Annotated in this window: 13 protein-coding genes; 8 read left to right on the forward strand and 5 right to left on the reverse strand. The window is 71.3% G+C overall.

Going from position 1 to position 14,023, the window contains the following annotated elements; all coding sequences use genetic code 11:
- Positions 1–429 precede the first annotated feature (429 nt).
- Both ACGFYP_RS32890 and ACGFYP_RS32895 read left to right on the forward strand, forming a co-directional pair.
- Positions 430–1,290: a helix-turn-helix transcriptional regulator gene (locus ACGFYP_RS32890; protein WP_361964475.1), complete on the forward strand. Its 861-nt coding sequence runs from the start codon at positions 430–432 to the stop codon at positions 1,288–1,290.
- A 221-nt stretch (positions 1,291–1,511) separates the two neighbouring features.
- Positions 1,512–1,712 (forward strand): DUF397 domain-containing protein, encoded by a 201-nt coding sequence (locus ACGFYP_RS32895; protein WP_361964477.1) that lies wholly within the window; start codon positions 1,512–1,514, stop codon positions 1,710–1,712.
- A gap of 202 nt (positions 1,713–1,914) precedes the next feature.
- Here the strand turns inward: ACGFYP_RS32895 and ACGFYP_RS32900 are convergent, their stop codons facing one another.
- Entirely contained in the window at positions 1,915–2,757 is an 843-nt protein-coding gene (locus ACGFYP_RS32900; protein WP_393501464.1) for a hypothetical protein, read from the reverse strand.
- 82 nt (positions 2,758–2,839) lie between these two features.
- Here ACGFYP_RS32900 and ACGFYP_RS32905 point away from each other — a divergent pair, with 82 nt between their 5' ends.
- Both ACGFYP_RS32905 and ACGFYP_RS32910 read left to right on the forward strand, forming a co-directional pair.
- Positions 2,840–3,622, forward strand: a complete 783-nt coding sequence (locus ACGFYP_RS32905) for an SDR family oxidoreductase (RefSeq protein WP_393501467.1) — start codon at positions 2,840–2,842, stop codon at positions 3,620–3,622.
- A gap of 219 nt (positions 3,623–3,841) precedes the next feature.
- A complete protein-coding gene (locus ACGFYP_RS32910; protein ID WP_393501470.1) occupies positions 3,842–5,395 on the forward strand; it encodes a sodium:solute symporter family protein in 1,554 nt (517 codons plus the stop codon).
- A gap of 25 nt (positions 5,396–5,420) precedes the next feature.
- On the opposite strand, the gene ACGFYP_RS32915 is transcribed toward ACGFYP_RS32910, so the two are convergent.
- Complete coding sequence (locus ACGFYP_RS32915) at positions 5,421–6,539, reverse strand: ADP-ribosylglycohydrolase family protein (protein ID WP_393501473.1); 1,119 nt, start codon at positions 6,537–6,539, stop codon at positions 5,421–5,423.
- 161 nt (positions 6,540–6,700) lie between these two features.
- Here ACGFYP_RS32915 and ACGFYP_RS32920 point away from each other — a divergent pair, with 161 nt between their 5' ends.
- The gene (locus ACGFYP_RS32920) at positions 6,701–6,988 is read left to right on the forward strand and encodes a tyrosine-protein phosphatase (protein ID WP_393501476.1); all 288 of its coding nucleotides are present in this window, start codon (positions 6,701–6,703) and stop codon (positions 6,986–6,988) included.
- A gap of 198 nt (positions 6,989–7,186) precedes the next feature.
- Positions 7,187–7,381 carry a hypothetical protein gene (locus ACGFYP_RS32925; protein WP_393501478.1) on the forward strand — a complete coding sequence of 65 codons (195 nt, stop codon included), beginning with the start codon at positions 7,187–7,189 and terminating at the stop codon, positions 7,379–7,381.
- Between the two features lie 192 nt (positions 7,382–7,573).
- On the opposite strand, the gene ACGFYP_RS32930 is transcribed toward ACGFYP_RS32925, so the two are convergent.
- Entirely contained in the window at positions 7,574–10,165 is a 2,592-nt protein-coding gene (locus ACGFYP_RS32930; protein WP_393501481.1) for a bifunctional FO biosynthesis protein CofGH, read from the reverse strand.
- A 193-nt stretch (positions 10,166–10,358) separates the two neighbouring features.
- Between ACGFYP_RS32930 and ACGFYP_RS32935 the strand changes: the two genes are divergently transcribed.
- A complete protein-coding gene (locus tag ACGFYP_RS32935) occupies positions 10,359–11,033 on the forward strand; it encodes a hypothetical protein (protein WP_393501484.1) in 675 nt (224 codons plus the stop codon).
- Between the two features lie 14 nt (positions 11,034–11,047).
- Here ACGFYP_RS32935 and ACGFYP_RS32940 read toward each other — a convergent pair whose 3' ends face one another.
- Positions 11,048–11,881, reverse strand: coding sequence for an LLM class F420-dependent oxidoreductase (locus tag ACGFYP_RS32940; protein ID WP_393501487.1), 834 nt, complete (start codon positions 11,879–11,881; stop codon positions 11,048–11,050).
- A 101-nt stretch (positions 11,882–11,982) separates the two neighbouring features.
- Here ACGFYP_RS32940 and ACGFYP_RS32945 point away from each other — a divergent pair, with 101 nt between their 5' ends.
- Positions 11,983–13,479 carry a CehA/McbA family metallohydrolase gene (locus ACGFYP_RS32945; RefSeq protein WP_393501490.1) on the forward strand — a complete coding sequence of 499 codons (1,497 nt, stop codon included), beginning with the start codon at positions 11,983–11,985 and terminating at the stop codon, positions 13,477–13,479.
- Here the strand turns inward: ACGFYP_RS32945 and ACGFYP_RS32950 are convergent.
- The gene (locus ACGFYP_RS32950; protein ID WP_393501493.1) at positions 13,460–13,993 is read right to left on the reverse strand and encodes a GNAT family N-acetyltransferase; all 534 of its coding nucleotides are present in this window, start codon (positions 13,991–13,993) and stop codon (positions 13,460–13,462) included. The genes ACGFYP_RS32945 and ACGFYP_RS32950 overlap by 20 nt on opposite strands.
- Positions 13,994–14,023: the final 30 nt, after the last annotated feature.

The raw sequence follows: 14,023 nt of genomic DNA on the forward strand, positions 1-14,023 counted from the left end.
CGACTGCGCGATCTGATCCGGCACGACCCCATGGGCGGACTCGTGGCGCACGCCGTGATGGACGTCCAGAACGGCGTGGCCGCCCAGCCACGCCGCAGCGCACCACCGAGCACGGGTGGCGTCCCGCAGCAGCCGCGTCGCGGCAGCATGGTCCGCGCCGCCGTGCACTGAGCACGCAGCACCAAGAACCCGTTCCGGGAGCCGCACAGTCGTGTGTGGGGCGGTCATCACGACCGCCCCACACACGTACGTCCACACACGTACGTCCACACACGTGCGTCCACACACGTGCGTCACCACACGCTCGTTCAAACACGTGCGCCCGCGCACGTTGTGGTCATTTCCCAGCGCACACCACACCATTGGTGGCAGTCTGCCAAGCAGTAGATACTCACAGCTACGCAGCCGACAGCCGGAGGTGCAGTTTCCGTGGCGTCCAACGTCAACCCCACCGTCAGGCGACGCCGATTGGGCCAGGAGTTGCGCCGGCTCCGGGAGCAGAAGAACATGACCGCCGAGCAGGTGGCCGAGCGTCTTCTGGTGTCGCAGTCCAAGATCAGCCGACTGGAGAACGGTCGCCGGTCGATCAGCCAGCGCGACGTCCGTGATCTCTGCGGGGTGTACGAGGTCGAGGACGAGCGCGTCGTCGAGTCGCTGATGCAAATGGCCAAGGACTCGCGCCAGCAGGGCTGGTGGCACGCGTTCGGCGACATCCCGTACAGCGTCTACATCGGCCTGGAGACGGACGCGGAGAGCCTGCGGGTGTACGAGCCGCAGATCATCCCCGGCCTGCTGCAGACCCACGGCTACGCGGAGGCCGTGATCAGCGGCGCGCTGCCGGAGTCGACGCCGACGGACATCGACAAGCGCGTCTCCGTCCGTACCCGGCGCCAGGACCGGATCAAGGACGAGGATCGTCCGCTGCGGCTGTGGGCGGTCATCGACGAGGGCGCGCTGCGCCGCGTCGTCGGCAACAAGCAGCTGATGATCCAGCAGTTGGAGCACCTGGTGGAGCAGTCGCACCTGCCGCACGTCACCGTGCAGGTGCTGCCCTTCGAGATGGGCGCGCACCCCGGCATCAGCGGGCATTACGCGATCCTGGAATTCCCGGACACGTCCGACTCCAGCGTCGTCTACATCGAGGGCGTCACGAGCGACCTGTATCTGGAGAAGGCCCAGGACGTCGCCAAGTACAGCGTGATGTACGAACACCTGCGGGCGCAGGCGCTGAATGTCGAGCAGACCCGGGAGTTCATTTCGGACATCGCCAAGTCCTACGCGGCCGGCTGATCCCAATTCTCCGATTCGGGGCTGAAAGCGGCTATTCGGCCGGGCCCCGGGAGAAGAGGCCGGTACGGTACACCGCCGACTCCCTCCAACGGAAGCTCACTTGGAATATGCCATCCGGTCGGGTGAACGCCGCCCCCACGCACCGGGGCCGACGAGTAGCGTCGATCACGCCAGCATGAAGGTTGGCGCGACACACTACTTGCAGAACCGGAGTGAAGAACATGGCCATTATTCAGGGCGCTACGGACACCTGGACGAAGTCCTCCTATTCCGGCGGCAACGGGGCTTGCGTCGAAGTCAAGTCGCCCGTCGTCGCGGCGATCGCGGTCCGGGACTCCAAGGCCCCCGAGGGTCCGTCCATCGCTTTCGGCTCGGCGTCGTGGAACGCCTTCGTCGGCGAAGTGAGCAACAGGGCTCTCTGAGCCAGGGGATGAGCACCGCACAGCCCCGTACAGCACGACCAGCACGACCAGCACGACCAGCACGACAGCAGTACAAGCTCCACCAGCACCACCCGCAGTACGCGCACCACCAGCAGTACCCAAGGAAAGAGCCCTCTCGACCGGTTCGCCGTCCTGGCCGAGGGGGCTCGGCCTGTTTCCAGGCCCCTCCCCCACCCCCCCCTCAGCGCAGCTCGTCCACGTACCGGTCCGTGCCCGGGACCGTCGGGATGAACGGCGCCACCAGCTCCACCCGGCCCGTCTCACCGCCCACCGCCTCCAGGTCGGCGAAGTGCTCCGCCCAGCAGGCGCGCGGGTCGCGCTCCAGGAACCACAGCAGGGTCAGCCGGGTGTCGACCCCCTCGACCTGCTTCACGTAGGTCATCCGGTCCCCCGGCAGCGGCGTCGGGCGGAAGACCGTGACCATCGCGGCCGGGGAGCCCGCGAGGCGCCTCGGCAGTTCGCTCGCGACGAGCCGTTCGAGCAGCTCCGCCCGGGCCTCCGGGCCCTGCGCGTCGATCACCTGGAGGATCAGGCCCTGGTACGGGTGGTCGAGGGCGTGGAAGTCGCGCGGACCGGCCGCCCCGTCCCGGTACACGGTCGCCTCGTGGTCCTGGAAGGACGTGAAGACGTGCGTACGGTCGCGGTAGACGCGGGCGTCGCGGTTCAGCCGCTTGTTGATGCCGACGGTCCACTTCATGTGCTCGTCGTAGCGGCCTTCGGTGACCCAGTACGTGGAGAGGTAGCAGCCGGCCGTGACGGGCTGGGCGACCGCGGACTTCTCCGGGCCCCGCAGCTCCTGGAGCGCCCGGGTGGCGACCCAACGGCGGCCCGCGTACATCCAGGGCATCGCCATCGCGCCCGCGTAGTAGTGGTCGTCCTCGTACCAGCGGTTGTAGGCGTACTCGTGGCCCGGGTGCGGCTCCACCATCGTGATCAGCGCGTGGCCGGGGCGCACCCCGTACGGTCCGACCGCCGCAAGCTCCGCGTACGTCTCCGCCGTCTCCGCGCCTGTCGCACTGTCCATGCCCGTACCCCTTCCCTTGTCCTCTGGGGGCTCCTACTCTGACGGGTCGTCAGATCGATCGCCAGAGTCGGGAGGCACCCGGATGCTGCTCCAGGGAAAGACCGTGATCGTGTCGGGGGTCGGCGCCGGGCTCGGGCACCGGGTCGCCGAGACCGTCGTACGCGACGGGGGCAACGCGGTCCTCGGCGCCCGTACCGAGGCCAACCTCGCCAAGTCGGCGGCGGAGATCGACCCGGAGGGCCGTCACACCGCCCTGCGCGCCACGGACATCACCAACGAGGCGCAGTGCGAGGCCCTCGCCGCGCTCGCGGTCGAGCGGTTCGGCGGGATCGACGCCGTCGTCCATGTCGCCGCCTGGGACAGCTACTTCGGCGGCCTGGAAGACGCCGACTTCGCCACCTGGCAGGGCGTCCTGGACGTCAATCTGCTCGGCACGCTGCGGATGACCCGGGCCTGCCTGCCGGCGCTGAAGGAGGGCGGCGGCTCGGTGGTCCTCATCGGTACGCAGTCGGCGGTGGCCGCGCCCTCGCAGGTCCGGCAGGCGGCGTACGCGGCTTCGAAGGGGGCGCTGACCTCGGCGATGTACTCGCTGGCCCGCGAGCTCGGCCCGCACCGGATCCGGGTCAACACCGTGCTGCCCGGCTGGATGTGGGGGCCGCCGGTCCAGGCGTACGTACAGTTCACGGCGCACACCGAGAACGTGCCGGAGGACGAGGTGCTCGCCCGGCTCACGGAGCGGATGGCGCTGCCCGAGCTCGCGACCGACGGGGACGTGGCGGAGGCGGCGGTCTTCCTCGCCTCGGACCGCGCGCGGGCGATCACCGGGCAGCAGCTGCTCGTGAACGCGGGTGAGCTGATGCGGTAGCCCACCGGCCCTCCGACCCCTGGAGACCGGGCCGCACGGTACGCGACGGCGTACCGTGCGGCCCTTTTTGACCCCATCTGAATTCAGAGATGTGAATGTAGGTCAACAAGAAGAACGATTTTACGTGCTCTTGACCCTCCACCGCGTTGTCGTGGGCCCGCAACTCCCCACACCATGAACGGCGTTCACAAGGCGGACCGGACCCCTGGAGGGGGCTCAATGAACAGTCTCGACTGGGCCGTGCTCATCGGCTATTTCGGCGTCATGGTCGCGATCGGAGTCTGGTCCCACAAGCGCGTGGACAACGTCTCCGACTTCTTCACGGCCGGCGGCAAGATGCCCTGGTGGCTGTCGGGCATCTCGCACCACATGTCCGGCTACAGCGCGGTGATGTTCACCGGGTACGCGGGCATCGCGTTCACCTACGGCGTCACCTCGTACGTCACCTGGTCCTTCCCCATCGCGATCGGCATCGCGATCGGCGCGCACCTCTTCGCGCCCCGGCTCAACCGGCTCCGCTCCCGGCTCCATGTGGCCTCCCCGCTGGAGTACCTGAAGACCCGGTACAACCTGCCCACGCAGCAGGCGCTGGCCTGGTCGGGCGTGCTCCTGAAGATCGTCGACGTGGGGGCCAAGTGGGCCGCGATCGCGACCCTGCTCTCCGTCTTCACCGGGATCTCCCTCAACCAGGGCATCCTCATCACCGGTGTGATCACCGGCATCTACTGCACGGTCGGCGGTCTGTGGGCCGACGCGCTCACCGAGCTCGGCCAGTTCATCATCCAGTTCTTCGCCGGCATCGCGATGCTCGTCGCCGTCCTCGCCGAGCTCGGCGGCGTCAGCGCGCTGTGGGAGGTGTGGGACCGGCCCGAGCTCCAGGGCCACACCGCGCCGACCGCCGGCCCGTACACGATGACCTTCCTGCTCGCCTATCTCTTCATCAAGACCTTCGAGTACAGCGGCGGCATGTGGAACCAGGCGCAGCGCTACATGGCCACTCCGAACGCCCGCGAGGCCACCCGCTCCGGCCGGCTCTCGGCGGTCCTGTGGTTCGTCTGGCCGCTGGTCCTCTTCTTCCCCATGTGGGTCGCGCCGCTCCTCGTCGACCCGAAGAAGCCCGACGCCTCCGACAGTTACGCCCTGATGACCGAGCAGCTGCTGCCGCACGGGCTCCTCGGCCTGGTCATCGTCGGCTTCTTCTCGCACACCATGGCGATGTGCTCCTCCGACGCCAACGCCATCGCGGCCGTCTTCACCCGGGACATCGCACCCGTCATGAGCAAGGCGGCGCGGCGCTGGACGCAGCAGGCCGGGCTCATCGCGGCGCGCTGGTCGACGATCGCGTTCCTGGCGCTGTCGATGGCGGTCGCCACCCAGGTCAACTCGCCCACCTTCAAGGACATCATCACCGTCGTCATCAAGTGGGTGGCCGGCCTGATGGGCCCGATCGCGATCCCGTTCATGCTGGGTCTGCTGAAGACCTTCCGTAAGTCCGGTCCCACGGCGGCGCTCGTCTCCTGGGCGGCGGGGCTCTTCGCCTTCTGGCTGACCAACTACGGCCTGGACGGCATCGAGCTGCAGATCCAGATCGTCTCGCCGCTCGCGACCTCGCTGATCCTCTACATCGCCATCGGCTTCATCAGGCCCGAGGACACCCCGGAGCGCGACGCGGTCCTCTCCAAGATCAACCAGGACCCGGACGGCGACGAGGACGGCGGCGCCGCCGTCCCGCCGCAGGCGTCGGGCGAGCCCGCCGCTCAGCCGCAGGCATAGCCGAGGCCCTGCTCGGCCCGCCCGCTCAGCCCCTCGGGTAGCGGGCGAGCCAGCCGGGGTGGGACTCCGCGGGGCTGTGCAGGGCGGCGCCCTGGGTCATCTCCATCGCGAAATCGTCCGCCAGTTCAAGGATCGTGGAACGGCCCTCCAGTTCGGCCAGCCAGGCCGGCGGGAGGGCCGTCTCGCCGTGCAGGGCGCCGAGCAGGGCGCCGGTGACGGCGCCCGTCGCGGCCGACGGGCCGTCGTGGTTGACGGCGAGGCGCAGGCCGTGGCGGATGTCCTCGCCGACGAGCGCGCAGTACACGGCGGCGGCGAGCTGGCCCTCCGCGCGGTCCTCGTCCGCACCGAGGTCGGTGACCCGGACCGCGTTCGGCATCCCCTGGCGTACGGCTCCCAGCGCCCGCTGGAGGGCGTCGGTGACGGGCTCGTGGCCGGGGCGCGGGGTGAGCTGGGCCAGGGCCCGCTGGACCGAGCCGTCCACGCTCTCGCCGCGCGCGAGCCCGTGCACGACGACGGCGAGCGCGCCGGCCGCGAGGTAGGCGGCCGGGTCGCCGTGGGTCTGCGCCGCGCACTCCACGGCCAGCTGGCACACCAGTTGGGGCTCCCAGCCGACGAGGAGCCCGAAGGGCGCCGAGCGGACGAGCGCGCCGGAGTCGGTCGCGTCCGGGTTCTTCGGCTTGTCGAGGGTGCCCAGGTGCTCGTCGCCGAGGCCGGTGAGGCAGGCGCGGGCCGGGTCGCGGCGGACGTAGAGCCACTCCTCGCGGGCGAGCCAGCCGTTGTCCTTGCGGCGTTCGTCGGGGCCCCAGTCGCGCTGGGTGGCCGCCCAGCGCAGATGGGCGCGGTGCACGTCGGTGGGCGGGTGCCAGGCGCCGGTGTCGCGGCGGACCTGGGCGCGGATCAGGCCGTCGACGGTGAAGAGGGTCATCTGCGTGGCCGCGGTGACGGCGCCGCGCCTGCCGTGGGCGGGGACCGGCTCGGTGAGGCCCTCCTGGCCGTGGGCGGCCCTGATCGCGTCCAGGGGGAGGGTCGCGATGCCCGCGCCGAACGCGTCGCCCACCGCACCGCCGAGGAGGCAGCCCCGGACCCTGGCGCGGAAGTCCTGCTGTTCGGCACGGCCCCACACGGCCGCAGCGGTTGTGGTCATGTGCCCTCCCCCGGAAAGCCCTCTCCGCACAGGTCTCGGAGCACTGTAATCGACCGCGTTCGCTCGTTCGCGAGTCAGAACGTTTTGCGATCGGACGCCTTTCTGTCCATCTTCGACCGCCGTTCACCAGTTGTTTCGGAATGGCTTGAACGATCCGCCGCGTGACACGTTTCAAGACTTCCACCTACGCCGTCGTCGCCGAGAACGCCGACGGCACCTTCACGGTCTCCTGGTCCGCCCGCGGCACCCACGGCGTGAGGATCAAGCTCCAGGGCACGGTCGACTTCCGTGACGCGGGCGGCTACCGCACCGCCGACGGCCACTGGGTCGAGATGGGCGAGATCTACCGCTCCGACGCCCTCAACCTGCTCACCGCGGACGACCTGGCCAAGCTGAAGCGCCTGGGCGTCCGTACCGTCTTCGACCTGCGCAGGCATCGACGGCCGTGAACTCAAGGAGCTGAAGCGGGACCTGCTGGTCGGCTGAGATACTGCTCCAGCCGGTCAGGGCGACCGTCCTCGCCCCGACCGGCACCCTCCCCCGCGCGGCGGAGGCGGACCGTACCCGCGACCGACGTCCGGGGACACGGGGTTTGGCGATGCTCGTGGAGACGTAGACGTACCGCTCTCCCCGATCGGAGCATCACCATGCCGAAGAACGCCCTGCGCGCCGCCGCCCTGCTCGCGGTGGTCGCCGCCGTCGCCGCCCCCGTCGCCGTCGCGGCCCCGGCGCCCGCCGAAGTCCCCGCACGTGCCGCCTACGTCGCGAACTCCGCCCCCACCCACGCGTGGGGCACCCTCGGCCTCACGGAGGGCGGCTTCGCCCAGCGCGACCCCCGCTAGGGCGTGTTTCGAAAGTCCCGCCTGCCTGGCGACGCCTGGCACGCACGCTCGCCGCGTTGTCGGGATCACCCCGATACATCCAGTATCGGGGCGACCCTCCGCCTTGCGATCGCACGCACCAGACGCCGCCAGGCCTGCCCTTCGGGCAGACGGCGCTACTTTCGAAACACGCCCTAGCCCGTCGCCGGCCCGTCAGTCGCCCAGCACCGGCAGCAGCTCCGGGAGGTGGCCGTCCGAGGACGTCGCCGCTCGCTGTCGTTCCTCCGGCACCTCGCCGTACAGGGTCGTGCGCGGGCGGGACGGGCGGTCGGCCGCTTCCGCGATGGCGACGAGGTCGCGGATGGAGCGGTACGAGCCGTAACTGGAGCCCGCCATACGGGAGATGGTCTCCTCCATGAGCGTGCCGCCGAGGTCGTTGGCGCCCGAGCGGAGCATCTCGGCGGCGCCGTCCGCGCCGAGCTTCACCCAACTGGTCTGGATGTTGGGGATGTACGGGTGGAGGAGGAGGCGGGCCATGGCCGTGACCGCGCGGTTGTCGCGGATCGTCGGGCCGGGGCGGGCGATGCCCGCGAGGTAGACGGGCGCGTTGGTGTGGATGAAGGGCAGCGTCACGAACTCGGTGAAGCCGCCGGTCTCCTGCTGGATCCCGGCCAGCGTGCGGAAGTGGCCGAGCCAGTGCCGCGGCTGGTCCACGTGCCCGTACATCATCGTCGAGGACGAGCGGATGCCCAGCTCGTGGGCCGTCTTCACCACCTCGATCCAGGTGGCCGTCGGCAGCTTGCCCTTGGTGAGGACCCAGCGGACCTCGTCGTCGAGGATCTCGGCGGCCGTGCCGGGGATCGAGTCGAGGCCCGCCTCCTTCGCCGCCGTCAGCCACTCGCGGATCGAGAGCCCGGTCCGCGTCGCGCCGTTGACGACCTCCATCGGCGAGAAGGCGTGGACGTGCATGCCGGGCACGCGCTCCTTCACCGCCCGCGCGATGTCGAAGTACGCGGTGCCGGGCAGGTCCGGGTGGATGCCGCCCTGCATGCACACCTCGACCGCGCCGACCTCCCAGGCCTGCTGGGCCCGGTCGGCGACCTGGTCGAGGGAGAGGGTGTACGCGTCGGCGTCCGTGCGGCGCTGGGCGAAGGCGCAGAAACGGCAGCCGGTGTAGCAGACGTTGGTGAAGTTGATGTTCCGCGTGACGATGTACGTGACGTCGTCGCCGACCACCGCCCTCCGTACGTCGTCGGCGATCCGGGTCAGCGCGTCGAGCGCCGGGCCGTCGGCGTGCAGCAGGGCGAGGGCCTCGTCGTCGGTGAGCTTCGTGGGGTCGTCGGCGGCGGTCGCGAGCGCGGCCCGCACGTCGGTGTCGATGCGCTGCGGGACCATGCCGGGGGCCGCCGCCTCGCGGAGCGCCCCCCAGTCGCCGTAGACCTCGTCGAAGTCCTCGCGGCGGTCGTGGGTGCGGCCGGTGGTGTCGATCGTGCGGTGCAGATCGGTGCGTCCGGCGGCGGTGAACGCCTCGTCCGGCTCCTGCCAGGGCAGCCCGCGCACGGTCGCGTCCGGGTTGGCGAGGCCGGTCTCCGGGTCGGCGAGCGCGCGCACGTGCGGAAGCAGCCGGGGGTCGAGCCAGGGCTCGCCGCGGCCGACGAACTCCGGGTAGACGCAGAGGCGTTCGCGCAGCTCGAAGCCTGCCGAACGGGACTTCTCGGCGAGGGTGTCGATCTGCGGCCAGGGCCGCTCGGGGTTCACGTGGTCGATGGTGAGCGGGGAGACCCCGCCCCAGTCGTCGATGCCGGCGCCGATGAGCCGGACGTACTCCTCGTCGACGAGGTTCGGCGGGGCCTGGAGGCAGGCGGAGGGGCCCATGATGTGCCGGGCGACGGCGATCGTGGCGATCAGGTCGTCGAGTTCGGCGTCCGGCATGCCGCGCATCGCCGTGTCCGGCTTGGCGCGGAAGTTCTGGATGATCAGCTCCTGTATGGAGTGGTACGCGCGGGAGACGCGGCGCAGCGCGAAGAGGGACTCGGCCCGCTCCTCGTACGTCTCGCCGATCCCGATGAGCAGTCCGCTGGTGAACGGGACGGACGAGCGTCCGGCGTCCTCCAGGACCCGCAGCCGGACGGCCGGCTCCTTGTCGGGCGAGCCGAAGTGCGGGCCGCCGGGCTCGGACCAGAGGCGGGTCGCGGTGGTCTCCAGCATCATGCCCATGGACGGCGCGACGGGCTTGAGCCGCTGGAAGTCCGTCCAGGACATGACCCCGGGGTTGAGGTGCGGCAGGAGACCGGTCTCCTCCAGGATCCGGATCGCCATGGCCCGTACGTACGCGAGGGTGTCGTCGTACCCGTGCGCGTCGAGCCACTCGCGGGCCTCGGGCCAGCGGTCCTCGGGCTTGTCGCCGAGGGTGATGAGGGCTTCCTTGCAGCCGAGTTCGGCGCCGCGCCGCGCGATGTCGAGGACCTCGTCGGGGGACATGAACATCCCGTGCCCGGCGCGGCGCAGCTTGCCGGGGACGGTCACGAAGGTGCAGTAGTGGCACTTGTCCCGGCAGAGCCGGGTGAGCGGGATGAACACGCTCTTGGAGTACGTGATGACCCCGGGCCGCCCGGCGGCTTCGAGCCCGGCGTCCCGCACGCGCGCGGCGGAGGCGGCGAGATCCTCCAGATCGGCCCCCCGCGCCTGCAGCAGCACGGCGGCCTCGCCGACATCGAGCGCCACCCCGTCCCTGGCCCTCCTGAGGGCACGGCGCATGGCGTTCTCGGTGGGCCGTTCTGCCGGTCCGGGCTGCTGATCCGTCATGAACCGAGCATACGAGTGACCTCGGACGGACAGGAGGCCCCGTCAGACCTTGAGTACGGCGATGCCCGGCCCGCAGAGCTGCTGGAGGTCCTCCGGGCCGCCTCGACCTCCTCGTCCCTGAGTACCCGCACCCACCCCGTCTGAGCCCTGCCGCCCATGCCCGGCCGCCCCACCCGCCCCTACGGTCGTGATCATGACGAACGACGGGCTGATGGACGACGTGACGGACACGCGGGCGCCGCTGCGCGGTGCCCTGCGGGTCACCTTCTTCGTGGTGCTCGCGGCCGTCGCGCTGCCCGTGCTGCTCGTCGTCGGGCTGGTCGTCGTGTACGCCGTCGAGCGGGGGATCGACGAGGGGTATCCCGAGGTGGCCCCGGCCGTGATGGCGCAGCGGGCCGCCGCGCGGACGCAGGAGCTGTACGACGTCGCCGGGATCGGCGGCGAGCTGCCGCCGACCGGGTCGGGCGGGGACTACCACGCGGCCGAGAACACGATCTCCGCCGAGAGCTGCTACCCGACCGGCCTGGAGTCCATCGCCGACGAGCCCGTGGAGGGCTCCTACCGGCTCGGGCACAACTGGCGGATCGCCGGCGTCTCGAAGCAGGAGGGCATGCCCGCGCTGCGCCGGCTCCGCGACCATGTGGAGAAGGCCGGCTGGGACGTCACGAACTTCGGCGCGAGCGGGGACGGCTGGGTCCTGCGGGCCCGGCGCGACGAGGACGACGCCGACTCCGAGCGGATCGTCGTCACCTGGTGGTCCCACTGGCAGACCCTCGACGGCTTCACGGCCATGTCCTGCGCCTACGACCCCGCCGGGGCCGAGGGCGACGACGCGGTCCGGAACGTGGAGCCGCCGACCCTGACGTGACCCCTCGGAGGTCCTCAGAGGTACTGGGCGTACTCGTCCAGGACCCTCAGGACCTCCGCCTCACCCCCCGGCGGAAGCTGGAGCACGACCTCCTCGCAGCCCAGTTCCGCGTAGTGCGCGAGCTTCCCCGGGTTCGGGAGGACCGCGTACGGCACGACCTGGAGGGACTTCGGGTCGCGGCCCGCCCGCTCCCAGGCCTCCTGGAGCACCGGCATCGACCGGGTCAGGCCGCGGCCTCCGATCGGCATCCAGCCGTCCGCGTAGTCGGCGATGTGGCCGAAGAGCTTCGGGCCCGCCGCCCCGCCGAGCAGGGTGCGCGGGGCGCCGCCGGCCGGCTTGGGGTACGCGTGGGAGGCCCGTACCGAGACGCCGAAATCACCCTCGTACGCCGTCGGTTCGGGCGCCCACAGCGCCCGCATCAGCGCCATCCGCTCCCGGCCGAGCTCGCGCCGCGTCGCCCACTCCACGCCGTGGTCGGCGGCCTCCTCCTTGTTCCAGCCGAAGCCGACGCCGAGGGTGAAGCGCCCGCCCGAGATGTGGTCGAGGGTGGCGATCTGCTTGGCCAGGTCGATCGGGTCGTGCTCGGTGATCAGCGTGACGCCGGTGCCGAGGCCGAGCCGCTCGGTGACGGCGGAGGCCTGGCCGAGGGCGACGAAGGGGTCCAGGGTGCGGCCGTACTCCGGCGGCAGCTCGGCGCCCGCCGCCGGGTAGGGCGTGGTCCGTTCGACCGGGATGTGGGTGTGTTCGGGGAGGTAGAGCCCGGCGAAGCCCCGCTGCTCCAGCTCGCGCGCGAGCCGCACGGGCGTGATGGTCTCGTCGGTCAGGAAGATCGTGGTCGAGATCCGCATAGCGGCACGGTAGGGCGTGCAGCGGGGATTTCCGAGAGGTGCGACGCGTCAGGCTTCTTGCGTTGTCCGGGAGTTCACGGCTTGATACGAGGGTGCCGGACATGAGCGAACCGACCAGACGAACGCTCCTGACGACGAGCGTCGCCTCCGCCCTTACCTTGGGAAGCGTGAGCTTCGCGCACGCGGCCGACGCCCCTGGGGGCGACCGCACCGAGACCGTCGGCGGCACGCTGCCGCCAGGCTCCCCCGACTACGTCCACCTCCCGTTGGAGATCCCGCGCGGGGTCCGCGAGATCCATGTCGCGTACAGCTACGACCGGCCGGCCGTCCCCGCGGGGACGCAGGGCAACGCCCTGGACATCGGCATCTTCGACCAGCACGGTACGGAGCTCGGCGGCGAGGGCTTCCGGGGCTGGTCCGGCGGGGCGCGCAAGGACTTCTCCCTGCGCACCGACGAGGCCACGCCCGGCTACGTCGCCGGTCCGCTGCGGGCCGGGACCTGGTTCGTGGTCCTCGCCCCGTACACGGTGGCGCCGCAGGGGCTCACGTACTCCGTGACGATCACGCTCCGCTTCGGCGCCTCGCTGCCCACTCCGAGGCCCGTGTATCCGCCGGAGCGGGCCAAGGGGCGGGGCAGGGCCTGGTACCGGGGCGACAGCCATCTGCACACCGTGTACTCGGACGGCCGCCGCACGCCCGCCGAGGTCGCCGCGCTCGCGCGCGCCGCCGGGCTCGACTTCCTGACCGCCACCGAGCACAACACCCATGCCGGACACGGCGCGTGGGCGGAGCACGCGGGGGACGACCTGCTGATCCTGCTCGGCGAGGAGGTCACCACGCGCAACGGTCACGTGCTGGCGCTCGGCACCGAGCCGGGGACGTTCGTCGACTGGCGCTACCGGGCGCGGGAGAACCGTTTCGGGCACTTCGCCCGGGCGATCCGCCGGGCGGGCGGTCTGGTCGTCCCGGCGCATCCGCACGCCACGTGCATCGGCTGCAACTGGAAGTTCGGCTTCGGCGACGCGGACGCGGTCGAGGTGTGGAACGGGCCGTACACCCCGGACGACGAGGTGTCCCTCGCCGGCTGGGACGCGGCGCTCGCCCAGGGCCGCTGGACCCCGGCGATCGGCAACAGCGACGCCCACCGCGACCCGGACCGGGTCGGCACCCCGCAGACGGTGGTCCTCGCGGAGGACCTGAGCCGGGACGCGATCCTGGAGGGGCTGCGCGCGGGCCGCTCGTACGTCGCCGAGTCCTCCGCGGTCTCCCTGGACTTCTCGGTCAGGGACGGGCGGGGGCGGACGGCCGGGATCGGCGAGCGGCTGCCGGTGCCCGCCGACGAGCCGGTGACCGTCAGGCTCGCGGTGACCGGCGCCCCGGAGGCCGCCACGGTCCGCTTCGTCACGGACCAGGGCGTGCTGCACACGGTGCCTGCCGCGGGGCGGCCGGTGGAGTGGACGACGACGGCCGCGTACGCGACCTACGTACGGGCGGAGGTACGGCACCCGGCGACGCTGCCGCCCCTGCCGGGCGCGCTGGTGGCCTTCACCAACCCGGTGTTCCTGCAGGCCCGCCGGGTCAGCCCTGGTACTCGCTGAGGTCGATGGCGTGGACGCGCAGGGGGACGCCGTACTCCGGGTGGTCCGTCTCGCTCTCCGGGGACATGCCGAGCTTGCGCATGACGTTCTCGGAGGCCGTGTCGGAGATGTGGGCGATGGCGATCACCCGGTCGAGGCCGCGGTCCTGGAGCGCCCACTCCAGGACCGCGTGGGCGGCCTCGGAGGCGTACCCCTGGCCCCAGAAGGGCCGCCCGAGTCGCCAGCCGATCTCCACCTCGTGGCTCCGCCCGGGCAGGAAGTGGGGCACGGAGAGCCCGGCGAATCCGATCAGTTCGCCGGAGCCGAGCAGCTCGACGGCGAAGAGCCCGAACCCCTCGTCGTCCCACTCCTCCTCCCACCGCTCGATGTCCTCGGCGGTCTCCTCCAGATCCCGCACGGCCCCGTCGCCGATCCAGCGCATCACCTCGGGGTCGGCGTTGATCTCGGCCATGGGAACGAGGTCGTCGTCGGTCCAGCGGCGCAGGAGGAGGCGGGGGGTGAGGATCTCGGTCATGGAGCCATCCTCTCAGGGCGGCCCCCCTGC

Origin of the sequence: Streptomyces sp. NPDC048370 (genome assembly GCF_043200825.1) — a bacterium.
Classification (GTDB): Bacteria; Actinomycetota; Actinomycetes; order Streptomycetales; family Streptomycetaceae; genus Streptomyces.

What these genes read in the sequence shown, in the direction of transcription:
- ACGFYP_RS32895 (WP_361964477.1), top strand. Translation starts at nt 1,512, where the DNA reads ATGGCCATTATTCAGGGCGCTACGGACACCTGGACGAAGTCCTCCTAT.
- ACGFYP_RS32900 (WP_393501464.1), bottom strand. Translation starts at nt 2,757, where the DNA reads ATGGACAGTGCGACAGGCGCGGAGACGGCGGAGACGTACGCGGAGCTT.
- ACGFYP_RS32905 (WP_393501467.1), top strand. Translation starts at nt 2,840, where the DNA reads ATGCTGCTCCAGGGAAAGACCGTGATCGTGTCGGGGGTCGGCGCCGGG.
- ACGFYP_RS32910 (WP_393501470.1), top strand. Translation starts at nt 3,842, where the DNA reads ATGAACAGTCTCGACTGGGCCGTGCTCATCGGCTATTTCGGCGTCATG.
- ACGFYP_RS32915 (WP_393501473.1), bottom strand. Translation starts at nt 6,539, where the DNA reads ATGACCACAACCGCTGCGGCCGTGTGGGGCCGTGCCGAACAGCAGGAC.
- ACGFYP_RS32925 (WP_393501478.1), top strand. Translation starts at nt 7,187, where the DNA reads ATGCCGAAGAACGCCCTGCGCGCCGCCGCCCTGCTCGCGGTGGTCGCC.
- ACGFYP_RS32930 (WP_393501481.1), bottom strand. Translation starts at nt 10,165, where the DNA reads ATGACGGATCAGCAGCCCGGACCGGCAGAACGGCCCACCGAGAACGCC.
- ACGFYP_RS32935 (WP_393501484.1), top strand. Translation starts at nt 10,359, where the DNA reads ATGACGAACGACGGGCTGATGGACGACGTGACGGACACGCGGGCGCCG.
- ACGFYP_RS32940 (WP_393501487.1), bottom strand. Translation starts at nt 11,881, where the DNA reads ATGCGGATCTCGACCACGATCTTCCTGACCGACGAGACCATCACGCCC.
- ACGFYP_RS32945 (WP_393501490.1), top strand. Translation starts at nt 11,983, where the DNA reads ATGAGCGAACCGACCAGACGAACGCTCCTGACGACGAGCGTCGCCTCC.
- ACGFYP_RS32950 (WP_393501493.1), bottom strand. Translation starts at nt 13,993, where the DNA reads ATGACCGAGATCCTCACCCCCCGCCTCCTCCTGCGCCGCTGGACCGAC.